This window comes from Arthrobacter monumenti (genome assembly GCF_054511255.1).
Genome location: NZ_JBTNCY010000013.1, coordinates 18311 through 40826, shown reverse-complemented (window position 1 = coordinate 40826; position 22516 = coordinate 18311). Strand labels below are relative to the sequence as shown.

General features: G+C 63.2%; 19 protein-coding genes. 10 read left to right on the top strand and 9 right to left on the bottom strand.

Annotation, left to right across the window (positions count from 1 at the left end; all coding sequences use genetic code 11):
* Positions 1–9 precede the first annotated feature (9 nt).
* From ACX80B_RS16675 to ACX80B_RS16665, 3 genes are all read right to left on the bottom strand, one after another.
* Complete coding sequence (locus ACX80B_RS16675; RefSeq protein WP_459298319.1) at positions 10–1596, bottom strand: phytoene desaturase family protein; 1587 nt, start codon at positions 1594–1596, stop codon at positions 10–12.
* Between the two features lie 69 nt (positions 1597–1665).
* Complete coding sequence (locus ACX80B_RS16670; RefSeq protein WP_459298217.1) at positions 1666–2523, bottom strand: phosphatase PAP2 family protein; 858 nt, start codon at positions 2521–2523, stop codon at positions 1666–1668.
* A 294-nt stretch (positions 2524–2817) separates the two neighbouring features.
* The gene (locus ACX80B_RS16665) at positions 2818–3627 is read right to left on the bottom strand and encodes a class I SAM-dependent methyltransferase (RefSeq protein ID WP_459298215.1); all 810 of its coding nucleotides are present in this window, start codon (positions 3625–3627) and stop codon (positions 2818–2820) included.
* A gap of 227 nt (positions 3628–3854) precedes the next feature.
* Between ACX80B_RS16665 and dnaK the strand changes: the two genes are divergently transcribed.
* The 4 genes from dnaK to ACX80B_RS16645 all read left to right on the top strand — a co-directional run bounded on the left by dnaK (position 3855) and on the right by ACX80B_RS16645 (position 8032).
* Positions 3855–5747, top strand: a complete 1893-nt coding sequence (gene dnaK / locus ACX80B_RS16660; RefSeq protein ID WP_459298213.1) for a molecular chaperone DnaK — start codon at positions 3855–3857, stop codon at positions 5745–5747.
* Between the two features lie 2 nt (positions 5748–5749).
* Positions 5750–6448, top strand: coding sequence for a nucleotide exchange factor GrpE (locus tag ACX80B_RS16655; RefSeq protein ID WP_459298211.1), 699 nt, complete (start codon positions 5750–5752; stop codon positions 6446–6448).
* Between the two features lie 107 nt (positions 6449–6555).
* Positions 6556–7536, top strand: a complete 981-nt coding sequence (locus ACX80B_RS16650) for a DnaJ C-terminal domain-containing protein (RefSeq protein WP_459298209.1) — start codon at positions 6556–6558, stop codon at positions 7534–7536.
* Positions 7537–7603: 67 nt separating this feature from the next.
* On the top strand, positions 7604–8032 hold the full coding sequence (locus ACX80B_RS16645; protein WP_459298317.1) for a heat shock protein transcriptional repressor HspR: 429 nt from the start codon (positions 7604–7606) through the stop codon (positions 8030–8032).
* On the opposite strand, the gene ACX80B_RS16640 is transcribed toward ACX80B_RS16645, so the two are convergent.
* On the bottom strand, positions 8029–8379 hold the full coding sequence (locus ACX80B_RS16640; RefSeq protein ID WP_459298207.1) for a UPF0758 domain-containing protein: 351 nt from the start codon (positions 8377–8379) through the stop codon (positions 8029–8031). The genes ACX80B_RS16645 and ACX80B_RS16640 overlap by 4 nt on opposite strands.
* Before the next feature lie 183 nt (positions 8380–8562).
* Here ACX80B_RS16640 and ACX80B_RS16635 point away from each other — a divergent pair, with 183 nt between their 5' ends.
* Positions 8563–9777, top strand: a complete 1215-nt coding sequence (locus tag ACX80B_RS16635; protein ID WP_459298205.1) for an amidohydrolase — start codon at positions 8563–8565, stop codon at positions 9775–9777.
* Between the two features lie 82 nt (positions 9778–9859).
* Here the strand turns inward: ACX80B_RS16635 and ACX80B_RS16630 are convergent, their stop codons facing one another.
* Positions 9860–11155: an MFS transporter gene (locus ACX80B_RS16630; protein WP_459298203.1), complete on the bottom strand. Its 1296-nt coding sequence runs from the start codon at positions 11153–11155 to the stop codon at positions 9860–9862.
* Positions 11156–11175: 20 nt separating this feature from the next.
* Positions 11176–12381 carry a M20 metallopeptidase family protein gene (locus ACX80B_RS16625; protein WP_459298201.1) on the bottom strand — a complete coding sequence of 402 codons (1206 nt, stop codon included), beginning with the start codon at positions 12379–12381 and terminating at the stop codon, positions 11176–11178.
* 126 nt (positions 12382–12507) lie between these two features.
* Here ACX80B_RS16625 and ACX80B_RS16620 point away from each other — a divergent pair, with 126 nt between their 5' ends.
* On the top strand, positions 12508–13518 hold the full coding sequence (locus ACX80B_RS16620) for an Lrp/AsnC family transcriptional regulator (protein ID WP_459298199.1): 1011 nt from the start codon (positions 12508–12510) through the stop codon (positions 13516–13518).
* A 49-nt stretch (positions 13519–13567) separates the two neighbouring features.
* On the top strand, positions 13568–15838 hold the full coding sequence (locus ACX80B_RS16615; RefSeq protein ID WP_459298197.1) for a transglycosylase domain-containing protein: 2271 nt from the start codon (positions 13568–13570) through the stop codon (positions 15836–15838).
* A gap of 182 nt (positions 15839–16020) precedes the next feature.
* Here the strand turns inward: ACX80B_RS16615 and ACX80B_RS16610 are convergent, their stop codons facing one another.
* Positions 16021–16923 (bottom strand): hypothetical protein, encoded by a 903-nt coding sequence (locus ACX80B_RS16610; protein WP_459298195.1) that lies wholly within the window; start codon positions 16921–16923, stop codon positions 16021–16023.
* Positions 16924–17118: 195 nt separating this feature from the next.
* On the opposite strand from ACX80B_RS16610, the gene ACX80B_RS16605 reads away from it, so the two are divergent.
* Together ACX80B_RS16605 and ACX80B_RS16600 are read left to right on the top strand one after the other, a co-directional pair.
* A complete protein-coding gene (locus tag ACX80B_RS16605) occupies positions 17119–17616 on the top strand; it encodes a sigma-70 family RNA polymerase sigma factor (protein WP_459298193.1) in 498 nt (165 codons plus the stop codon).
* Entirely contained in the window at positions 17613–18326 is a 714-nt protein-coding gene (locus ACX80B_RS16600; protein ID WP_459298191.1) for a zf-HC2 domain-containing protein, read from the top strand. Before ACX80B_RS16605 ends, ACX80B_RS16600 begins: the two co-directional genes overlap by 4 nt.
* On the opposite strand, the gene trmB is transcribed toward ACX80B_RS16600, so the two are convergent.
* Positions 18296–19096 carry a tRNA (guanosine(46)-N7)-methyltransferase TrmB gene (gene trmB / locus ACX80B_RS16595; RefSeq protein ID WP_459298189.1) on the bottom strand — a complete coding sequence of 267 codons (801 nt, stop codon included), beginning with the start codon at positions 19094–19096 and terminating at the stop codon, positions 18296–18298. The genes ACX80B_RS16600 and trmB overlap by 31 nt on opposite strands.
* A 321-nt stretch (positions 19097–19417) precedes the next feature.
* On the opposite strand from trmB, the gene ACX80B_RS16590 reads away from it, so the two are divergent.
* The gene (locus ACX80B_RS16590) at positions 19418–21073 is read left to right on the top strand and encodes a DEAD/DEAH box helicase (protein ID WP_459298187.1); all 1656 of its coding nucleotides are present in this window, start codon (positions 19418–19420) and stop codon (positions 21071–21073) included.
* Positions 21074–21338: 265 nt separating this feature from the next.
* Here the strand turns inward: ACX80B_RS16590 and ACX80B_RS16585 are convergent, their stop codons facing one another.
* The gene (locus ACX80B_RS16585; RefSeq protein ID WP_459298185.1) at positions 21339–22481 is read right to left on the bottom strand and encodes a diaminopropionate ammonia-lyase; all 1143 of its coding nucleotides are present in this window, start codon (positions 22479–22481) and stop codon (positions 21339–21341) included.
* Positions 22482–22516 lie beyond the last annotated feature (35 nt).

Sequence of the window (22516 nt, the reverse complement as noted above, 5' to 3'; positions counted from 1 at the left end):
CGCCCAAGTCTACCCAGCGGCATCGTCCTCCAGTACGGCCATGGCTGCGCTGTATCCGCCCAGCCCGCTGACCCCGCCACCGCGTTGCGATCCTGCTCCGCACAGCAGAATCCGGTCGTGCCCGGTGGCAACTCCCCAGCGCTGGGCCGCAGTGTCCAACGGAGCGTCGTCCTCGGCGAAAGGCCAGGACAGCGGGCCGTGGAAGATGTTTCCTCCGGGCATGTTCAGCGTGTGCTCCAGGTCCAGAGTCGTCTTGGTCTCCACACAGAGTCCGCCGTTGCCGTCACGGAGCAGGCAGTCCTCGATGGGTTCGGCCAAGACGCTGTTCAGGGAAGCCAACGTAGCCGCTTGCAACCCGGAGCGCATCCGCTCGTTGTTCTCGTCGGTCAGCAACCGGTGCGGCGTCTGCAGGGTGAATACCGTCAATGTGTGTGCTCCGGCTCTGCGGAGTTCCGGGGAGAGAATGGACGGATCAGCCAACGAGTGGCAGTAGATTTCCGCCGGCAGCGGATCCGGAATCAGTCCGGTCCCGGCCTGGTCGTAAGCCGCCTCCAGTTGGCTGTAGAGCTCGTTGATATGGAAGGTGCCGCCAAACGCCGCCTCCGGTGCGACGCCGGGATCCTTCAGCTTGGGCAGCCGGGAGAGCAGGAGGTTAACCTTGGCCTGGGCTCCTTCCGGTGCTGGTTGAGCCGATTGCGTCGGCTGCAGAGCCTGATCGTTCCCGAGGAGCCTCGCCAGGACCACAGGGGCCGCGTTGGAGAGCACCCGGCCCGCCTGCACGCTCCGGGAGGTCCCCTCCAGCTCATAGCTCACAGTTCCGCCGGGCGAAACACTGGTGACGTCCGCACCGGTAAATATCCGGACGCCCACGGCGTCCGCCGCCCGCACCAGGGCATCGGTGAGGGCCCCCATTCCGCCGACGGGCACGTCCCAGTCGCCGGTCCCGCCGCCTGCCACGTGGTAGAAAAAGCACCTGTTCTGGCTCAGGTCCGGCTCGTGCGCCCGGGCGTAAGTGCTGATCAGCCCATCCGTGAGGACCACGCCCCGGACCAGGTCATTCTGCACCGATCGTTCAATGACCTCGCCAATGGGCCGTTCGATGAAGTCGTCCCACAGCTGATTATCGCCAACGAGGTCCCTGACCTCGGACCGGCGCAGCAGCGGCTTCATCATTGTCGGCCACAGGGTCCGTGCCAGCTTCCCGGTCCGCTCGTAGAGCCGGTTGAAACCGTCGACGTCGGCGCCGGCACCGATGGCCTCGAAGGAGGCTGCCGTAATGTCGTCGTCGTTATTGTCCACCAGCAGCCCCTGGGCGGTGCCGGGAAGCGGGGTGTAGGAGGAGTAGCGGCGCCGGACCAGCTTCAGATCCAGACCCAGATCCGCCATGATTTGCCGGGGGAGGAGGCTGATCAGGTAGGAATAGCGCGACAACCGCGCGTCGATTCCGGGGAAGGCCTGAGCCGAAACCGTGGCTCCGCCAATGTGGTCCTGGCGTTCAAGCAGCAGCACCGACTTGCCGGCTTTGGCCAGGTAGCTTGCCGCGACCAGGCCATTGTGCCCACCGCCGACAATGACGACGTCGTACTCTTCCTGCATCGAATCCATGCGCTCACACTAGCAAGCGGGAAGGCACACGATCGCTGGGGGATTACAGCGGCGTAAGGACTATCTGGTAGTGCGCCGCGGGGAATCTCCGGCCACGAACCCGCGCATCATAGCCGGAGCCGGAGCCGGACTATGTGTGGGAGCCGGAGCCGGGGCCGGACTGGGTGTGGGAGCCGGAGCCGGCGTGGGACTGGAGGCCGAAGTGGGAGCCGGGCGGGACGATACCCGATAGGCGCCTTGGCGCAGCGAGTAGTTGTCAGGAGAGGCCGGGCGCGGCCGTTCCGGGAACATGTCGTTGAGATAGATGACGGCCCGAAGGACGATTCCACCGGTCACGAAACCTGCGATGAGGTCGGTGCTCCAGTGCCAGCCCAGGTAAATCGAACTGACCATGGTCAGCGCGGCGATGACGGCGACACCGAGCGAAAGCAGGTTCAAGGTTTTCCTGCTGGTGGAGGTGTACCGGCTGAGCAGGAAGACGATGACTCCATACAGGGCAACGGACTGCGCCGCATGTCCGGAAGGGTAAATGATGCCGTAGCCACCATGGTTGAAAATGCCGCCGTGGAAAAAGGAGGGATCGCCCAAAACGGGGGACGGCCGGGCGATGATGACCTTCATGGCGCCGACCATGCCCACCACGCCGATTTCGGTGGCGGCGGCGATCATCACGGGGCGCCAGCTGTGCGCGCGGACGGAGAGCACGATGGCGGTTACGGCCAGCAGTGGTACCACCACCGCCTGACTGGCGATGGGATCGACGACGTCGTCAACGAAGGAGCGCCATCCCGGGAAGATCTCTTCGGACCAAGGCTGATTAAGCGCCCGGTCAAGACCATGCAGCGGGCCACTGGCCAGCACGGTGATAAAGATCAGCAGGGAGACCAGGACGGGCAGGGAGGTCAGGAGTCCTGTCAATGCGGTAAATTTAGAGGCGGGAGCAGACGATTGACGCCCGGCGGGTGCTACGCGCACCGCAGAGGCAGCGCGGGTATCCGTCCGATCGAGCACAATTCTCTCCTGTACGTAGACGTCCCCCACTTGCGTCCCCTGATTACGCAGTTTATAGCACTGCTTTATGGACCGCGAGGATATCGAAGGGTCTTGGGGCCGATGTGTCTCAATTCACGCTCATATGTGCGCCAGCATTGCCACTCGGTTCAACAACGACCACGACAGTTGTGAAATTCCCTCAAAACTGGAATGGGTAAGTCAGGACTCCACTCTGGCCAGGATCTCGGCATGGATCATCACAAACCAGCCGTCAGGATCCTGGCCCCATTTCCGGAACCCCTCGGCTATGCGCGTCAGGTCCGACAGGTTGGCGAGACCGCGCTCGAGCGCCTGTTCCGCGAACGATGAGTGCAGAATCCGTTCAGCCCAGGAGTCCGCGAACCTGGACCGCTCCGGTTCGGCCGCGTAGACCCACGTGGTGGCAGAGGGGACGATGTCGGTAAGGCCGGCCCGCCGCGCCCAGTTCAACAACCGCCGTCCTGCATTGGGCTCGGCTCCGTTCCCGCGGGCGATTTTCTGGTACAGGTCCATCCAATCGCGCAGCGCCGGCGCCTCCGGATACCAGTTCATGGCCCCGTAGTCTCCTTCGCGGACGGCGATGATGCCGCCGTCTTTGGCGACACGGCGCATTTCCTTCAGGGCCGCGACCGGGTCGGTCAGGTGGTGCAGTATCTGGTGCGCGTGGACGATATCGAAGGAGCCGTCGTCGTACTCCAGGTTGTAGATATCCCCGGTGCGGAAGTCCAGGTTGTCCAGTCCCCGGGTGGCGGCAAGTTCACAGGCGTGGGCGATGACGTTGGCTTCGCGGTCGACGCCGGTGACCCTGCCTGGCGCGACAATTTCAGCGAAGTCTGCGGTAATGCTGCCAGGGCCACTGCCGACGTCGAGCACGCTGCGCCCCGGAATCAGGTTCGGAAGCAGGTAGGCGGCCGAGTCAGCTGCGGTCCGCAGGGCATGGGACCGGACCACGCTCTCATGATGGCCGTGGGAATAGACGTCTTCGCTCATATCCGGCACGCTACTCCGGCTTGATGGCAGCGTGGAAGTGAATGAGTCGTAGTGTTTCATAATCTGCATCGCGGCCTCTTGCCATGCAGCGGCGGCCAGCCTGCACGCCGGCGGCCGCCCGAGAGAGAGTTGAGTCGACGGGGCTCAACTCTACTTGACATCTCCTCTCAGTGTGGCAAACTTGAGTGCAGAACGCTCAACCAGCGTCATACGCGAAAGGAACATACATGTCACGTGCAGTAGGTATCGACCTCGGAACGACCAACTCCGTCGTCTCCGTACTTGAAGGTGGCGAGCCCACCGTCATCGCCAACGCTGAGGGCGCACGCACGACGCCGTCCGTTGTCGCATTCTCCAAGGCCGGCGAAGTTCTGGTTGGCGAAATTGCCAAGCGCCAGGCCGTTAACAACATCGATCGGACGATCGCTTCCGTCAAGCGCCACATGGGCACCGACTGGGACGTTAAGATCGACGAGAAAACTTACACCGCGCAGGAAATTTCCGCGCGTGTGCTGCAGAAGTTGAAGACCGACGCCGAGTCCTACCTGGGCGAAAAGGTGACCGACGCCGTCGTCACCGTTCCGGCCTACTTCAACGACGCCGAGCGTCAGGCCACCAAGGAAGCCGGCGAGATCGCCGGACTGAACGTGCTCCGTATTGTCAACGAGCCGACCGCAGCCGCCCTGGCCTACGGCCTGGACAAGGGCAAGGAAGACGAACTCATCCTGGTCTTCGACCTCGGTGGCGGTACCTTCGACGTCTCGCTGCTCGAAGTCGGCAAGGACGAAGATGACTTTTCCACCATCCAGGTGAAGTCCACTTCCGGTGATAACCGCCTCGGTGGCGACGACTGGGATCAGCGCATTGTGGACTACCTGCTGCAGCAGACCAAGTCCAAGACCGGCGTCGACCTGTCCAAGGACAAGATTGCCCTGCAGCGTCTCCGCGAAGCTTCCGAGCAGGCCAAGCGGGAGCTATCCTCGGCGACGAACACCAACATCTCGCTGCAGTACCTCTCGGTCACCCCGGATGGGCCCGTTCACCTGGACGAGCAGATGTCCCGCGCCAAGTTCCAGGACATGACCTCGGATCTGCTGGACCGGACCAAGAAGCCGTTCCAGGACGTCATCAAGGAAGCCGGAATCTCCGTCTCCGAAATCGACCACATCGTCATGGTGGGCGGTTCGACCCGTATGCCGGCCGTGACCGACCTGGTCAAGGAGATGGCAGGCGGCAAGGAGCCCAATAAGGGTGTCAACCCGGATGAGGTCGTTGCCGTCGGCGCTGCGCTGCAGGCCGGTGTGCTGAAGGGCGACCGCAAGGACGTCCTGCTGATCGACGTCACCCCGCTGTCCCTCGGTATCGAGACCAAGGGTGGTGTGATGACCAAGCTGATCGAGCGCAACACCGCGATCCCGACCAAGCGGTCCGAGACCTTCACCACCGCGGATGACAACCAGCCATCGGTTTCCATCCAGGTCTTCCAGGGCGAGCGCGAGTTCACCCGGGACAACAAGCCGCTGGGCACCTTCGAGCTGACCGGTATTGCGCCGGCCCCGCGCGGAGTTCCGCAGGTCGAGGTCACCTTCGACATCGATGCCAACGGTATTGTCCACGTTTCCGCAAAGGACAAGGGCACCGGTACCGAGCAGTCGATGACCATCACCGGTGGTTCCTCACTGCCGAAGGAAGACATCGAGCGCATGGTCCGCGAGGCCGAGGAGCACGCAGCCGAGGATAAGGAACGCCGCGAGAAGGCGGATATCCGTAACAACGCTGAACAGTTGGCGTACTCCGTCGACAAGCTCCTGACCGAGAACGACGAGAAGCTGCCCGAGGACGTCAAGACCGAGGTCAAGGCCGACGTCGACTCCCTCAAGGAAGCGCTCGCCGGAGACGATGAGGATGCGGTCAAGCCTGCGTTTGAGAAACTGCAGACTTCGCAGACCAAGCTCGGCGAGGCCATCTACGCCCAGGCTCAGCAGGACGCGGAAGCCGGAGCGCCGGCTGACAGCGCTGCCGGTGCCGAGGGTGCGGAAACAAACCCCAACGGCCAGGCGCAGTCCGATGAAGACATCGTCGACGCTGAGATCGTGGACGAAGAAGAGCAGAAGAAGTAGTTATGGCTGACAAGAACGATCCCAAGGTCGACCCACCGGAAGACCCTGAGAACGACGCCGGCATCCAGGGTGAGGGCGCGGAGGTGCCCTCACCCGCGGGTGAGGAGGAGATTATCGAGGCCGAGGTTGTTGACGGACCGGGCGACGGTTCGGACCCCAGCGATAGCGATGCTTCGGGCGACGGCGGGGCCGGTTCAACTGATCGGAACATGGATGTGGACGAGGGTGACGCCCTAGCCCAGGCAGAGGCAATCCTCGACGAGGAAGCTTCCAAGTCCGAGTCGGAGGTCCTGGCAGCCGAGCGGCTCGTGGACCTGCAGCGGTTGCAGGCGGAATACGTCAACTACCGCCGCAGGGTGGAACGGGACCGGGATGTTGCCCGCGAGATGGCAGTTATCTCCGTGCTCAACTCCCTGTTGCCCGTCCTGGACGACATTGAGGCAGCCCGTCAGCATGGCGACCTCGATGGCAGCCCGTTTGCTTCGATCTCGAACAAGCTCGATGCGGTCCTGAACCAGCATGGTCTGGTCCGATACGGTGAAGTCGGCGTCGAATTCGACCCGAACATCCACGAAGCGCTGCTCCAGCAGCCAAGCACGGATGTGGAGGTCGAGACCGTCAGCCACGTTCTCCGTGCCGGTTACAAGTCGGGCGACCGGGTCCTGCGCGCCGCGCAGGTGGGTGTCTCCGTACCGGAATAATCTTCCGGCAGAGTGTAAAAGCACTGAATAAGCTCCGGGGTCTGGGAACCACATACGATGGTTTCCAGACCCCGGGACACTACAGATTTTGATTGAGAGGAGGCGCCATGGCGGCCAGTCAGGATTGGATCGACAAAGACTTCTACAAGGTCCTCGGTGTCTCCAAAGACGCCACGCAGGCCGACATCAAGAAGGCTTACCGCAAGCTGGCGCGCACGCACCACCCGGACCAGAATCCGGGCAACGCTGCCGCGGAAACGACTTTTAAGAACATCAGCGAGGCTTACTCCGTGCTGTCCGACGACGAGCAGCGCGAACAGTATGACGCCATCCATGCCATGGGTTCCGGTGCGCGCTTCACGTCCGGCGGGGCCGGCGGGCCGAGCGGCGGGGCCGGGTTCGAGGACGTATTCGGCGGACTGTTCAACCAGGGCACCGGACGGCGGGGCCGCAGCCGGTACTCGACAGGCGGATTCGATACCTCAGGGTTGCCGCCGGAATTCGCAGACCTGTTCGGCGGAGGCGGGTTCCAGCCGCCGCCCTCGAAGGGCGCCGACCTTACCGCGAACACATCAATCTCCTTCGGCGGATCGATCAAGGGCACGACGATAGGCCTTCGGAACTCCCGCGGCGATGTAACGCAAGTGCGTATCCCCGCAGGGGTGAAGGATGGGCAGAAGATCCGCGTCCGTGGCAAAGGCCAGACCGGACCTGCCGGAAATGGGGACCTGGTGGTGACGGTCAACGTCAAGCCGCATGAATTCTTCGTCCGCGAGGGCGACAATATCCGCATCCACGTTCCGGTCACCTTCCCGGAGGCCGCCATGGGCGCCCAAATATCGGTTCCGACGCTGACCGGTGACACTGTCAGGGTCAAGATTCCGGCCGGGACGCCCTCCGGCCGCACGCTAAGGGTCAAAGGCAAGGGCGTTTCGACGTCGAAGGTTACCGGCGACCTGCTCGTGACCATCGATGTTGTGGTGCCGCAGCGCTTGTCCAAGGACGCCGAAGCAGCGGTGGCCGCCTTCGCAGAAGCAACCTCCGACGGTGATCCGCGTGGAGCACTGAAGGAGAAGGCAAAGTTGTAATTCCGATTCCCCATCCGGCGTGGCCGGACGGGGGTTCAAGATAAGATTCCCGGACAAGGAGGACATGATGGGACTGGACGTGAATGCGCCGCTCTTTGTGATCTCCGTGGCCGCCGAACTGGCGGAAATGCATCCGCAGACGCTGCGTCAGTATGACCGGCTCGGCATTGTGAGGCCGAGCCGTGCGCCCGGCCGGTCCCGCCGTTATTCGCAACGCGATGTGGATGCCCTGCGTGAAGTCCAGCGGCTCTCGGGCGAAGGTGTATCGCTTGAAGGCATCAAGCGGATTCTGGAACTGGAAAACCAGGTGGATGCGCTTCGCGCGAAGGTATCCGAACTGACCGCGGAACTCCAAGAGGCCAAATCCGGCCGGCTAAGCCGCAGGGACGCTGCCCGGGTCTTCGCGGCCGGAAGTGTTGGCGGCGACGTGGTTACCCTCGCCCAGGGCCAGCGGCCGCGGCCGCGTTCGTCCGCCGTCGTCCTTTGGCGTCCCTAACCGGCATCGCCCGGCGCGCTTGATAGAGCCCGTTGTGGCCGGCGGCGCTGCAGTCCGCGCTGTGACCGCCGTGCCAGCTCCATGGAGGCGGCAAGACGCATGGCCAGTGCCTGACCAACTCCTTCCGCCTCCTGCAGCTCGTCGACAGAGGCGATCGACAACCCGGCCGCTCCACCGAATTTCTTCAGCAGTGACCGGGCAAGCTCGAGGCTGCTCCGGCCACGTCCTCCGGAACCGATGATGATGGCGAGGACCTCTGCATCCTTGAGCCGGCGGACCCCGACCATGAGCAGCCGTTCCCGCGGTCTTTCCTCGATGGGCATTTCCATAATGCTTCGTGATGTCATGTCCCGAGACTACGGATGCAGCGACGGCGTCAGGAGGGCGGCGCCTCTCAATGTGGACAGCGCTCATTCCGTGCACCGTTGTGGAGGCAGAGAGCCGGCGCCTGTCACAGCCGTGGAATAGGCTGGAGCCGGTCAGCTGGTCCTCGTGCGGGGGCCAGGAGTAGAGAATCCCGGAGGTCGTCCGTGCCACACACCATCCTTCGTTGCGTCCGGCCGTGGGGCGGGCAACCCGCTGACGTGACCCTCGGCTCCGGCCGGATTACCGCCGTCGAGCCGCACGATCCACAAACGGAGCACCACTGCAACGTGGTTGAAGGCCGCGGCAGGCTGCTGCTGCCCTCGTTCTCCGACGTCCATGTGCATCTGGATTCCACCCGTCTCGGCCTGCCGTTCCGGGAGCATACCGGTTCCCCTGGCGTCTGGGGGATGATGCTCAACGACCGAAGGAACTGGCGTACGGCAGAGGTGGGCATCCGGGAGCGGGTGGCCCATGCCCTGGAGCTGATGATCGCCCGCGGGACCACGAGGGTCCGCAGTTTCGCGCAAGTCGATGCCGACTGCCGGCTGGAACGCTTCGACGCCGTCGCGGCCGCCCGCGAGATCCACCGGGACCGCGCGGATGTGCAGATCATCGCCTTCCCACAGGCCGGCCTGCTGCGGGAACCGGGCAGCGTCGAGGTATTGGAAGAGGCGCTGAAACAGGGCGCCGACGTGGTGGGTGGCATCGATCCCTGCGCGCTGGACCGCGATCCCGCCAAACACCTGGATATCGTGTTCTCCCTGGCCGAAAAGTACCAGGTCCCGATCGATATCCACCTGCACGAACCGGGACAGCTGGGCGTATTCAGTGCCGACCTGATCGTGGAGCGGACCAAGGCCCTCGGGATGCAATCAAAAGTCACCATTTCACATGGCTACGCGCTCTGGGGTGTCAACGAGACCATCACCCGCAGGCTGATCGAGGACTTTGCCGGGGCGGACATCTCGACAGCCACTGTTGCGCCAGCGGCTCCGGCTGTGCTCCCTCTGCAGCAGCTGTCCGAAGCGGGCGTCCGGGTGGGGCTTGGACAGGACGGGCAGCGTGACTACTGGTCGCCATACGGAAACGCGGACATGCTGGACCGAACGTGGCAGCTCGCCTTCACGAGCGGATTCCGCACCGACCAGCTGATTGAACATTGCCTGGCCGTCGCTTCGGTGGGCGGAGGTTCAATGATGTTCGACGACGTCGCCCGGCTGGCATCAGTTGCGGACCGGCCCGGGGTCTCAGCAGGGGACCCGGCAGAGCTGGTTCTGGTCGAGGGCGAAACAGTCACCTCAGCCATCATGGACCGGCCGGCCAACCGTACCGTGATCCATCGCGGCCGCGTCGTCGCCAATCAACTGGAGATTATCTGACAGCGCGAAACGGCGGTGCAGCGTCTTCCGCTGCACCGCCGTCCTGGAGGGGCGCCATCGCGCCGCCCTCCCGCCTGAGTGTTTAGCGCAGGTCCTTGCCCTTTGTCTCCGGAATGGTGAAGATCACCAGGAAGGACACCACCAGCAGGGTGACGGTGTAGAGGGCGAACGCAGTCGGTCCGCCGATCGAGTTAAGCCAGGTCTGCAGGTAGGGGGCGGTGCCGCCGAAGACGGCCACGCAGATCGAGTAAGGAACGCCGACACCTACGGTGCGGATGCTTGTCGGGAAAAGCTCCGCGTAGACGGCGGGAACAATCGATGCGCTGCCGGCGATGAAGATCAGCATCACCGACATGGCGATGAACAGCTGGAAGGCGGAATCCTGCAGCAGCCAGGTCATCGGGAAGAACATTAGTGCACAACCGAGGGCGCTGGTCCAGAGGATGGGGCGCCGGCCGTACCGGTCGGAGAGCTTGCCCCATACCGGGAGGGCGGCCAGGAACACCAGGTTCGCTGCCACTCCGGCCCACAGCGCGGCGCCGCGGTCGACACCCAGCGACGTGGAGGCGAAGGTGGGAGCGACAACGCCCCACGCGTAGTAGGTCACTGTCAGACCTACAGTCATGCCAATCACCTGCAGGGCCTGTTTGCGGTATTTGACGATTTGTCCCCACATCGGCTCATGCTTTGTCTCCCCGGATTCGGTGAAGACGTCGGTTTCCTTCATCCGCATCCGCATGAACAAGGCGTACAGGCCAAACACCGCGCCGAGCGCGAACGGAATCCGCCAGCCCCAGGCCAGCATCTGGTCTTCGGAAAGAGCCAGGGTGAGGATCGCGCCGAGCAGGGTGCCGGACAGGATTCCCACGGTGCCGGAGAAGTAGATCAGGCTGGCCCAGAAACCGCGCCGCTCGCGGGGTGCCGTCTCCGAGAGGTAAGTCTGTGCGCTCGGCAGCTCCCCACCGTGGGCGAGTCCTTGAATCAACCGTGCTACCAGCAGCATCAACGAGGCGAAGGCACCCACTGCTATAAAGGTCGGCGTGATGGCGATCAGCAGGCTGCCGACTGAAGCCAGTGCCACGGCCAGGGTCATGGAGAACTTGCGGCCCTTGCGGTCGGCTATCCAACCGAAAACGAAGCCGCCGAATGGCCTCGCGAGGAAGCCGACGGCGAAAACCGCCAAGGTCGACAGCACGGCCGAAAGCGGATCCGCATTATTGAAGAGCTGGCCGGCGAAGAATGGGGCGAACGTGGCGTAAATCGCCCAGTCATACCATTCGAGGGCGTTGCCGACGCCGGTTCCGAGTACCGACTTGCGCTTCTGTTGCGCGGCGGTCAGTTCCCCAGAGGAGAGTGTGGTGGGTGTTGTAGTCGTCATTTTCTTTTGCTCCGGTTGTACTACTTGGCGGTGAGCCGGTTCAGGGCCAGCTCGGTGTACAGGGCTGCCCCGTCACTGAGGACGGCATCGTCGAACGTTGCATACGGTGAATGATTGAACGGCGCCGACATGTGGTCTTCGCCGGGCGCTGTGGCGCCAAGCCCGATGAAGCTGCCGGGAACTTCGTTGAGTACCCGGGAGAAATCCTCGGATCCGCTTAATGGTGTGGCCCAGCGGCTGTGCCGGTCTTCGCCGAACAGCTCGTCGATGACATTTTCGGCGCGGGTGGTTTCATCCACATCCGTGATCGTCAGCGGATATTCGGTGCGGTAATCGACGTCGACCTCGATTCCATGCGCGGCGGCGATTCCCTTCAGCAGCTTTGGCACTGCCGCCATCATTTTTTCCTGCGCCGCCGCCGAGAACGTACGGACGGTCGCGTCGAAGGAAGCAGTCTCCGGAATGACATTGCGTTTGGTGCCCGCTTCGAGCCGGCCCACGGTGAGGACCACAGGGTCGAACATGTTGAACTGGCGGGTGATCATGACCTGAAGGGCGGTGATCATTTCCGCCACCGCGGTCACCGGGTCCTTGGCCAGATGCGGCGCGGAACCGTGACCACCGGCACCGAGGACGGTCACGAACAGTCCGTCAGAGGCCGACATCATCACTTCGCGTTTTGTGGCGAAGGTGCCATGCGGTTCAAGGGCCGAAAACACGTGCATGCCGAAGGCTGCGTCAACCTTGCGGCCGGAGGCCTCCAGGACTCCTTCGCGGACCATGACGGAGGCTCCGTCGTACCCTTCTTCTCCGGGCTGGAACATGAAGACGACGTCGCCCGCCAGTTGGTGACGCCGGTCAGCCAGAAGCTCGGCCGACCCCATCAGCATGGCGGTGTGCAGATCATGGCCACAGGCATGCATGGCGCCATCAATCCGGGACGTGAAATCCGCTCCGCTGCGTTCCTGCACGGGAAGGGCATCCATATCGGCCCGCAACAGTACTGCCTGCCGGTCGGGTCCGGCCGCGGCCTCACCGCGGAGAACGGCAGTGACCGAGCTGCAATCAGTGCCGAGACTGATATCCAGGGGCAGGCCGGAGAGGGATTTGAGGACCCGTTCCTGGGTCCGGGGCAGCTCCAGGCCAATCTCCGGCTCCTGGTGCATTGCCCGGCGGAAGCCCTGCAAATCGCCCTGCAGCTGTTGTGCGTCAGCACGTACGCTCACTGTTTCTCTCCTCAGCGTGGAAATAGGTGCATGTCCAGTGTGAAGTGATGTAGCCTACAGTCGTGTAAATCGCACGAAATTTACATATTGATCATCTTTCCTTCAGGATATGTGCACGGAGACGCCATGGAAGTGACAGAAGAAGATCTGGCGCTGGTTCACGCGCTGCAGATTGCCCCGCGGGTCACCTGGGCGCAGGCGGCAGACGTCCTCGGTGCGCATCCGACGACGCTTGCTGCCAGGTGGGACCGGTTGCGGGCGGCCGGCGCCGCCTGGGTGACTGCCTATCCGGTCGGATCGCCCGAACAAATGTCGCTTTCCTTCCATGACGTGGAATGCGAATTGGATAAACGTCCGGCCGTGGTGCAGGATCTATGTGCAATCCCGGAGGTCATTTCCGTGGAGGAGAGTGCCCGTAACCGGGACATGATGCTCACCGTCATCACACCCTCGTTGCAGGAGCTGAGCCGGCAGGTGCTGCCCCGGGTTATCGGCATCGATGGTTTAACGAAATGCCAAACCTCGGTTGCTACGAGGCTGCATTCGGCTGGCCATGCATGGCGCCTCAATGTGCTCAACCGGACACAGCAGGCAATGCTGGCGCAGTTCGCCGCCGTCGACCCCGCGGAGCCCGGGCGGCTGCCGGACAGCTACTGGCCGATCATGCAGGTTCTCGCCCGTGACGGACGGGCCAGCGTGGCCGATATTGCGCGGCAGACCGGCGTCCATCCGGCCACGGCGCGGAGGCAGTTGAACCGGATCCTGGCCGGCAACACTTTGTCATTCCGCTGCGAAATTGCGCAGTCGTATTCCGGTCTGCCGGTTAGTTGTCAGTGGTTCGCCAGGGTTCCGGCAGGCGAGCATCGGAAAGCCGCTGCGGCGTTGAAATCCTTCCGCAATCTGCGCCTCTGCGTTTCCACCAGCGGACTCACCAACTTTATTTTCGTGCTCTGGCTCCGGTCGGTGGCGGATGTTCTAACCGCTGAACAAACGATTTCGGAACGTGTCCCGGGAATCGAACTGGTCGAAAGCGCGATTACCCTCAACCATGCCAAACGGGTTGGATGGTTGTTGAACCCGGACGGAACTGCGACCGGCGACGTCGTCGTTCCCAACGTTCCCACTCCGTTGGGATAATCGCCGAAAGGGCAGGGATAAACAGCTGTCCGGCTGTAAACTGATAGGCATGGCAGCCCGGCAGTCGTCCGGCAAGAAATTGGTCCTCACCTTGGGACGGATTTTCGGTTTTCTGGGAATCAGCGCCTTGTGTGGGGTGCTGGCGGCTGCTCTCTTTATTCCCTTCGTGGCAGGCACCGCGGTCACCGGTGTCAGGTCGATCGACTTTTTCGACGAGTTGCCCTCCGAATTGGCCCTCACGCCGCTTTCCCAACCGTCCCGGGTCCTGGCGGCCGATGGATCCAGGATCGCCAATGTCTATGAAGAGAACCGCAAACCCGTGGGCCTGAGTGATGTCGCGGATGTCATGGAAGATGCAATCATCTCGATCGAGGATTCCAGGTTCTATGAACACAATGGTGTCGATCCTCAGGGAATCATGCGCGCGGCTGCCAACAACGTCATGAACGGGGCACGGCAGGGCGCTTCCACCATCACCCAGCAATACGTCACCAATGTGCAGAATGAAGCGATCAAGAGTTCGAACAGCAATGAGGAGCTGTTGATTGGCGACAACAAGGACCTGGGCGACAAGGTGCGTGAGGCCAAACTCGCCATCGCCGTCGAAAAGCGGTTCACCAAAGAGGAAATCCTCACCGGCTACCTCAACATCGTCTTCTTCAATCCAAACGCCTATGGTGTCGAGGCCGCCGCCCAATACTTCTACGGCATCCCAGCCTCCGAGTTGAACCTGCAACAGTCAGCCATGCTGGCGGGCATGGTTCGCGGACCGAGTCTTTACGATCCGACGCTCAACCCGGATATCGCCAAGGAGCGGCGCGACGTAGTGCTGAACGCCATGCTCCAGCAAGGAAAAGTCACTCAAGGAGAGCACGACGAGGCTGCCGCGACGGACCTTGGCCTTAAGGTGAGCCCGGTCAGGAATGGCTGCGTCGCGGCGAATGTGGCCCAGTACTTTTGCGACTATGTCGAGCACGTGTTCGTGTCGCACGGGGCCCCGCCTGCTCCTCCTGCGGACATGCTTGAGAATGAGCCTGAGAAGGCTGAGCAGATGCGGATCGCCCGGAGCAATTACTTTGAAGACAGGGAGAAACTGCTGCGCCGCGGGGGGCTGACCATCCAGACGACGCTGGATCCCAGGCTGCAGAAGGTCGCCCAGGACGAGGTCGAGGACACTGCACCTCCGGCAGCCAACCCCGATAGGATCGGCGCCTCGATGGTCACAGTTGAGCCGGGCACGGGCAAGATCCTGGCGATGGCCCAGAACACCCAATTGGCCGCACCCAAGGGTCAGTGGAGCAATAGCTTCAACTTCAACGCCGACGCCAATATGGGCGGCACCGGCGGCTACCAACTCGGATCGGCGTATAAGCCCTACACCTTGGCTGCCTGGCTCGACGATGGGCGTTCCCTGGGTGACACAGTGGATGCTTCCCAACGGCGCTACGAAAGGGACTTCCCCTGGGAGGCGGGCTGCGTGCCCGGAGAGGACTACTTCGGGCATTACGACCCGGACGATCCCCTCGAAGAGACCTTTCTGCTCAGCAACTTCTCCAGAGGCTTCTACGAAAGAATGTCCGTGCTGGATGGCATCGTACAGTCGATCAATACGGCAACGATGGCATCGGCCGCGGAACTGGATCTTTGCGATATTGCCGACATGGCCAATGCAACCGGACTGCACGATGGACGGACCGGCGAAGATATCAACAATCTGCTGATCTCATCCCTTATCGGCGGCGGCAGCTACTCCGTCAGTCCGTTGTCCATGGCCTCATCCTTCGCCACTTTCTCGTCCGGAGGAACTTACTGCCAGCCATACGCAATTCTCTCCGTCACCGACCGCAATGGGGAAAAACTGGACATCCCCCGGCAGGATTGTGAGCGAAGGGTGGATAGAGAAGTGGCGCAGGGCGTCAACTACGCCCTGCAGGAAGTTATCGAGCGCGGTTCTGGATTCGAGCTAAATCCGGAAGTCCCTGCCGCATTGAAGACGGGCACCACAAACGATTCAGTCCAAACCTGGACCGTCGGGTACACCCGCGGCCTCTCCACCGCATCCTGGGTCGGTAACCCGGACAAGAACCGTTCCCTCAACGGCCTTCGGTTCTTGGGGAACGGCACGACTCTGGACTACGTCGACGGTGCCACCTACGCCGGCGAGGCGTGGTCCGCTTACATGACTAAAGTCGCGGACCTGTATCCGACCTCTGGTTTCCCGAACCCACCTGGGGAAATGATCGAGCGGCAGGACAGCGGGCAGGATGACGACCCGCAGGACAGCGGGCAGGATGAAGACCCGGAAGGCGACGATGACTGATTGTTGGCGCCAGGAACATTGAATGTTGGCGCCTGCTTCTTCTCCACGCCACCGATGAAACAACGTATCAACACCAACGATGACCTGCCGCACATGCCGGCGTTCCGCCGCCTCCATCCTGCAAACTGGGTATTGCAGGACGTCGACGGCGGAACGCCGGGGGATGGAGCCGGCCTGGCCGGTTACGGTGTGTCGGTGATCTTGTCTCCGTTCGGGGCGACGAGCCACCAGACGTCGCCGACTGCCTGGCCGGTGATGTCGCCGGCTTCCTTGTCGTCTACGTAGTAGTAGATCGGCAGGCCGTCGATGGTGGCCTGGAGCTCGCCGTCGGGTGTTTCGATGGTGCCTACTTCGCCGGTGACGCCGTCGACTTCGGGTGTTTCGCTGTCGACGATGACCGGTGGCCAGGCGACGAGGCAGTCGCCGGTGCAGGTGCTTTCGCCGGAGTTGGGTTCGTCGTTGTCGAAGTAGTAGACGGCCATGCCTTCGCCGTCGACGACGATCTCGCCCACCGGGCTGTCGGCCGTCATCAGGGCTGCGCCGGACGCGGCTGACGGTGTGTCGGTGATTTTGTCTCCGTTCGGGGCGACGAGCCACCAGACGTCGCCGACTGCCTGGCCGGTGATGTCGCCGGCTTCCTTGTCGTCTACGTAGTAGTAGATCGGCAGGCCGTCGATGGTGGCCTGGAGCTCGCCGTCGGGTGTTTCGATGGTGCCTACTTCGCCGGTGACGCCGTCGACTTCGGGTGTTTCGCTGTCGACGATGACCGGTGGCCAGGCGACGAGGCAGTCGCCGGTGCAGGTGCTTTCGCCGGAGTTGGGTACGTCCTGATCGAAGTAATAGACGGCCATGCCTTCGCCGTCGACGACGATCTCGCCCACCGGGCTTTCGGCGGTCATCAGGGCTGCGGCAGCAGCGGCCGGGCTTTCCTCGGTGTCACCACCTCCGCCTGTATCTGCCGATTCCGTTTGTGCAGCTTCCGACTCCGCAGGGGCTCCTGCATCATCCGCTGTCCCTCCACAAGCAGTCAGTGCCAGCAACGCCGCCGCGCCAACTGCCCAACTTGTAGTCCATAGGTTTTTCATGACCGGTTCCTCCCGGAAAGTCCAATGCTTAATGTGGCAGTGGCGAACGAATTGCCGTCACTATTTATCGAGACGCTATTTCAGTGCAGAATGGTTCAACGAGGAGCCGAAAATTGTGATGAACCTGCCGGAGCGTGCGCACGTCGTAATAGGTACCGGCCGCGGACAGTGCGGTTTGGGGGCGAGGACGGCCTAATGTCCATGGACAGTGAGGCGGTTATGCGCTTATACCGGGAGCATGGCCCGGCGCTTCGGCGCTTTGCGGCTTCGGCGACATCGAATCCCGACCAGGCCGAAGACATTGTCCAGGAGTCAATTCTGCGGGTCTGGCAGCATGCCCCTGAACAGACGACGAATATGCGCGGATACCTCTTCCGGACCGCACGCAACGTCATCATCGACAACTACCGCCGCCGCACGCACCGGCCGGTGGAAGCAGGACCGGACCACCTTGACGACAGTTCTTACGGCGACGGCGTCGACCAGCTCCTTTTGAAGCTGACAGTGGAGGAAGCGCTGGGCAGTTTGAGTCCTGAACACCGGGGCGTAATTGTCGCGCTGCACTACCGGGGCCTCACCGTTGCGCAGACCGCGGAGCTGCTGCAAATCCCTGTCGGAACGGTAAAGTCCCGTGCTTACTATGGACTCCGGGAGTTGCGGGAAGCGTTAAGCGGTATGGGGGTGAAGTCATGAAACCTGACCATGACGACATCCAACAATCGATCGGCGTCTATGTCCTGGGCGGTCTCGAGCCCACGGAACGGGAGGTGCTGGAGGACCATCTCAGGGAGTGCACCGACTGCCGGGTTGAATATGAGAATCTCAATCGGCTGCCTGCCCTGCTGGATACGCTGGACTCCACCGAGGCGGACTCCACCCTGAACACCGGCAGCAAGCAGGCGCGGGGAGAACACGAGATGCGTGCCGTCGTCGGCTTGATGGACAAGATTGCGCGGCGCCGGAGGCAGGAACGACGGCGGGCGGGCATCCTGGTCGCTGCGGCGGCCGCGGCCTTCTTTGCAGTGGGAATCATGCTCGGCCCGATCGTCAACACGCCGGAGCAGACCGTGGACCAGTTCACGATGTCGGGCGAATCCGGCGCCGTCGTCGAAGTCAACCTGGTGCACAAGCAATGGGGCACAGAGATTGTGCTCGACGGCGAGGACCTGCCAACCAGCGGTGAATTGACCTTATGGATCACCAACAGCGATGGAGCGGTCGAAGAAGTCGCAACCTGGAGCGCCACTGATGGTGGTGTCGTCCGATTGACCGGGGCAACGTCAACGAAGCCGGAGCAGATAGCGGGCGTGAGCGTCGGCGGCGCCGGGCAGGGACAGGTCGCCTCAGTGACGGTCGATATTGACGCCGCTGATCAGGCTCCGGGGCCGGAGGTCCGCCTGTAGGTCAGGTCGTGGATGTTCCGGCCGGCTTCGCCAGCTTTCTTTTCAAAACCGGTCAAGGCCCGGCCTTCGAAGCGCGGCGCCCACCCGCCGGCCGGGTCTTCGGCACTGGTTCGTTCGCCGGCGTGCACATTCGTGAAACCTCCGGCGCCGTCGCCCACCTCGCGCATGACCTCCGCATAGTCGGCCCAGTCTGTAGCCAGCCGCCACAGCCCGCCGGGCTTCAGCACCCGCGCGGCCAGTTCGGCAAAATGGGGTGAGACCATACGCCGCTTATGGTGCCTGGCCTTGTGCCACGGATCAGGGAAGAACACCCAGAGTTCATCAACCGATTCGCGCGGCAGGGTCGTCTCCAGGACCTCCGGCGCGTTTGCCTGGATCAGGCGGATGTTGTTGAGCCCGTGCCGGCCAATCTGCATCAGGGTCTGGGCGATGCCCGGTGTGTAAACCTCGATGGCGAGGAAATTCTGCTCCGGATGCTCCTTGGCGGCTTCGACGACGGCTTCGCCGACGCCCGGGCCAATCTCCACAATCAGGGGAGCTTCGCGGCCAAAGGCTGTCCCGGCGTCGAACACGTAATCCGGATCGACCGACGTATCAGCGATATGCCGCGGCACGTCGATCACGAACTCGTCCCGGTAGGTATCCCACGCCTTCTGCCGGCCAGCGCTGAGCCGGGCACCGCGGCGCACGAAAGAGACAGGCTTGGTGCGGAAGTTGGGCTGCGGATTGCCCCGGGGCGTATCGTCGTCGGGCATTGGTTCAGTACTCATCGCCCTCCAGAATAGCCGCTGGTCCCGCTGTGATGCGCGTCTCCAAATGCGGGCAGGCCGCCAGGCACTGATAGACTCGGGATACTTGTTCCGCAGCAATGCGGACCTGCGTCGATGAATCTGACGACAATCCTTAGCGATTTCAGCGCCCCAGCGCTGTGCTCCACCCCGCGGAAGTTCCTCATGGTTGGCTGATCCCAGTCGAATATGCCATTGGAAACGCATTGATAGATATGCCGGGTGCGACTCTTCATATTTCTTCGGCGGACCCGCGCGCCAACCGGCAGCGACGGGACAACGACCGAAAGACTTTTGCATTTCATGACTACTTTCTCTGCCCTTGGTGTGCCCAAGCCGCTGAACGCCCTTCTTGCCGGACAAGGCATCGAGGAGCCCTTTCCCATCCAGGTCAAGACCCTGCCGGACACCCTCGGCGGACGCGATGTCCTGGGCCGCGGCCGCACCGGATCGGGTAAAACCCTCGCCTTTGCGCTGCCGCTGGTATCCCGCCTGGCCGACGCCGAAGCGGCCTACCGCCGCAAGCCCGGCCGACCGCTCGGCCTGGTCCTGGCGCCGACGCGCGAGCTGGCAACACAGATCAACAAGACAATTGAGCCGCTGGCCAATGAGCTTGGCCTGACGACGACGGTGATTTATGGCGGCGTCTCCCAGCAGCGCCAGGAAAAGGCGCTGCGTGCCGGCGTCGACATTGTCATTGCCTGCCCCGGCCGGCTCGAAGACCTGATGAACCAGAAGATCATTACTCTTGAGTCGGTTGAGATCACCGTGCTGGACGAGGCCGACCACATGGCGGACCTCGGCTTCCTGCCGGTGGTGAAGCGCCTGCTGGACAAGACCCCTGCCCAGGGCCAGCGGATGCTCTTCTCGGCCACACTGGATAACGGCGTCGACAAGATCGTTGCGCGCTACCTGTCCAACCAGCTGACGCACTCCGTCGACGACCCGCAGGCAGCGGTCACCACGATGGAGCACCACGTGCTGATGATCCGGGACCAGACCGAGAAGAAGAAGCTGATCCAGGAGCTCGCCGCCGGCAAGGGCCGCAGGCTGCTGTTCATGCGGACCAAGCACCAGGCCCGCAAGATGGCCAAGCAGCTCACGACGGCCGGTATTCCGGCGGTCGACCTGCACGGCAACCTCTCACAGAACGCCCGTGACCGGAACTTGGCCGAGTTCTCCAGCGGTGACGTCCGCGTTCTGGTTGCCACCGACGTCGCAGCCCGCGGTGTGCACGTGGACGACGTCGAGCTCGTCATCCACGTGGACCCGCCCACCGAGCACAAGGCCTACCTGCACCGTTCCGGCCGGACCGCGCGTGCCGGGTCCGACGGCGTCGTTGTCACACTGACGCTGCCGGAGCAGAAGAACGATGTGAAGAAGCTGATGAAGGCGGCCGGAGTGGACGTGGCGTTTGAGAACGTCACGCCGAACTCGCCCCTGGTCGGCAAGCTGGTGGGGGAGAAGGCTGAAACGGTCGACCCCGCCGTCCGTGCCCGCGAACTTGCTGCGCAGAGCGTACAGAAGTACTCCGGACAGTCCACGGGGGCCAATGCCGAGCGCAAGCGCGCCCGGCGTGCCGGCGGCCGTGGTGGTTCCGGCGGACGCGGCAAGGTCGCTCCCGAGGCGGGAAGCGGTGGCCGCAGTGGCGGCGCACGAGGCAACCGGTCCGGGCGTCCTGCGGGCGAGCGTTCCGGCCGTACTGCGGGCGAGCGGACAAGTTCCGGCGGCCAGCGGTCTGCCGAGCGCGGACACGTCGTGAGCCCCGGTGGTTCCGGCGGAGCACGCCAGGGCGGATCGAAGCCTGCCAATTCCGGAGGCCGGGCGAACGCGTCCAGCGCACACAATCCGGGCAACCGCGGCCAGGCTCCAGCCGGCACCGGGCGTCCGTCGGCCGGTAAGCGTTCCGGTTCGCGCCGGGCCAGCGCACCGGCTTCCAACGCGCGCCGCGCCAGCTAAGGCACAGTCGCCCGGGTTCAGCCCGCCATGCGTATAAAACTGCCCGGGTCTGCTCTTCACGAGCGGGCCCGGGCAGTTTTGCGCCGTGAATAATGGCTGGTTTGAGTAGGAATGTTCGCGCCGGGAGTAGAAACCGGCCAAAACCGTCCATTCTGTGCTCATTCGCGGGAGTTCTACTCCTGAGCCGAACGAACCGTCGCGTTATCCCCGCGTTCATGCTGGACAGGGCCGCCGTCGATGGCGGGCCCGGGCAGTTTTGCGTCCGTCAGCCTTCGACGGGGTTGGCTTCGCGGCTTTCCGTGCTGAGCAGAACGACGACGGATTGCGCAGTGACGCCCATGCCTTCCCGGACTGCCGGATCGGCGAACGCGGTCTCCAGCCCGGCCAGAGAGGCCGCGCCACACGGTCCGGAATCGATGCCCAGGCCCTCAAGCTCCTCGACGGCCGCCAGATCCTCGTCCTCGGTAATCGATACGGCTGCGTCAATGCCACCGTGCAGGACGGGCCAGGCGATGGTGGAAACCTTGCCGCAATTGAGCCCCGCCATCCGGGTGCGCCCGGTCTGGACCGCGACCGGACGGTTTGCTTTCAGGGACTCCAGCAGGCAGGCCGCTTCCACCGGTTCGACGCTCAGCAGCGAAGGTTGGACCGTGGTTGAGTCCCGGTCGTTGCCGCGGTAATGCGCCGCCGTAGCCTGGATCAGCGAACCGACCCCGCATGGCGTTACGACGACGTCAGGACCTTCAAGCCCGGCCTCCGCAAGCTGCGCATCCAGTTCCCGGAAAATGGTCGAATACCCCTCGACGATCCATCCGGGAATCCGCTCATAGCCCTCCCAGGCGGTGTCCTGGACCATCATCGCGTCCGGGTCGGAATCCGCCGCCGCAGTAGCCTGGATGACCACATCATCGTAGGGAGCATTGACCTCTGTGAGTTCCGCGCCTTCGCTGAGGATGCCTTCCTTGGCCCGCTGGCCGATTTCGGCCGGGACGAATACGTGCGCTGCAAGATCGAGCAGCTTGGCGGTGTGGGCGACGGCGCGGCCGTGGTTGCCGTCCGTTGCGCACACCAGTTTGAGGCCACCGGAACCGCCGAAGCGTTCCGCCAGATCCTCGAAGGTCCAGTCGAAGTCGGGGTCTTCAGTCCGCTCCGCCAATGCTTTGTGGATGGCCCAGGAGGCACCGACCATTTTGAAGGCCGGAAGGCCGAATCGCCGGGCTTCTTCCTTCACGAACACTTGACCGACGCCGAGACTGTCGGCCAGTCCGGGTGATTCCCGCAGCGCGGTCACCTCGTAACCAGGCAGGCTGCGGTGGAAATCGAGGACCTCGGCCGGCGCGGGTTCGGTCCTGAATTCGCGGGCAGCGGCGTTGACATACCAAGTCGGACGCTCTGAATAGTCAGTCACCTGTCCATTGTGTCGAAGAGCGACCCACACCGCCA

Coding starts and splice junctions, on each gene's coding strand:
- ACX80B_RS16675 (WP_459298319.1), bottom strand. CDS start 1,596: ATGCAGGAAGAGTACGACGTCGTCATTGTCGGCGGTGGGCACAATGGC.
- ACX80B_RS16665 (WP_459298215.1), bottom strand. CDS start 3,627: ATGAGCGAAGACGTCTATTCCCACGGCCATCATGAGAGCGTGGTCCGG.
- dnaK (WP_459298213.1), top strand. CDS start 3,855: ATGTCACGTGCAGTAGGTATCGACCTCGGAACGACCAACTCCGTCGTC.
- ACX80B_RS16655 (WP_459298211.1), top strand. CDS start 5,750: ATGGCTGACAAGAACGATCCCAAGGTCGACCCACCGGAAGACCCTGAG.
- ACX80B_RS16650 (WP_459298209.1), top strand. CDS start 6,556: ATGGCGGCCAGTCAGGATTGGATCGACAAAGACTTCTACAAGGTCCTC.
- ACX80B_RS16645 (WP_459298317.1), top strand. CDS start 7,604: ATGGGACTGGACGTGAATGCGCCGCTCTTTGTGATCTCCGTGGCCGCC.
- ACX80B_RS16640 (WP_459298207.1), bottom strand. CDS start 8,379: ATGACATCACGAAGCATTATGGAAATGCCCATCGAGGAAAGACCGCGG.
- ACX80B_RS16630 (WP_459298203.1), bottom strand. CDS start 11,155: ATGACGACTACAACACCCACCACACTCTCCTCTGGGGAACTGACCGCC.
- ACX80B_RS16620 (WP_459298199.1), top strand. CDS start 12,508: ATGGAAGTGACAGAAGAAGATCTGGCGCTGGTTCACGCGCTGCAGATT.
- ACX80B_RS16615 (WP_459298197.1), top strand. CDS start 13,568: ATGGCAGCCCGGCAGTCGTCCGGCAAGAAATTGGTCCTCACCTTGGGA.
- ACX80B_RS16610 (WP_459298195.1), bottom strand. CDS start 16,923: ATGAAAAACCTATGGACTACAAGTTGGGCAGTTGGCGCGGCGGCGTTG.
- ACX80B_RS16605 (WP_459298193.1), top strand. CDS start 17,119: ATGTCCATGGACAGTGAGGCGGTTATGCGCTTATACCGGGAGCATGGC.
- ACX80B_RS16600 (WP_459298191.1), top strand. CDS start 17,613: ATGAAACCTGACCATGACGACATCCAACAATCGATCGGCGTCTATGTC.
- trmB (WP_459298189.1), bottom strand. CDS start 19,096: ATGAGTACTGAACCAATGCCCGACGACGATACGCCCCGGGGCAATCCG.
- ACX80B_RS16590 (WP_459298187.1), top strand. CDS start 19,418: ATGACTACTTTCTCTGCCCTTGGTGTGCCCAAGCCGCTGAACGCCCTT.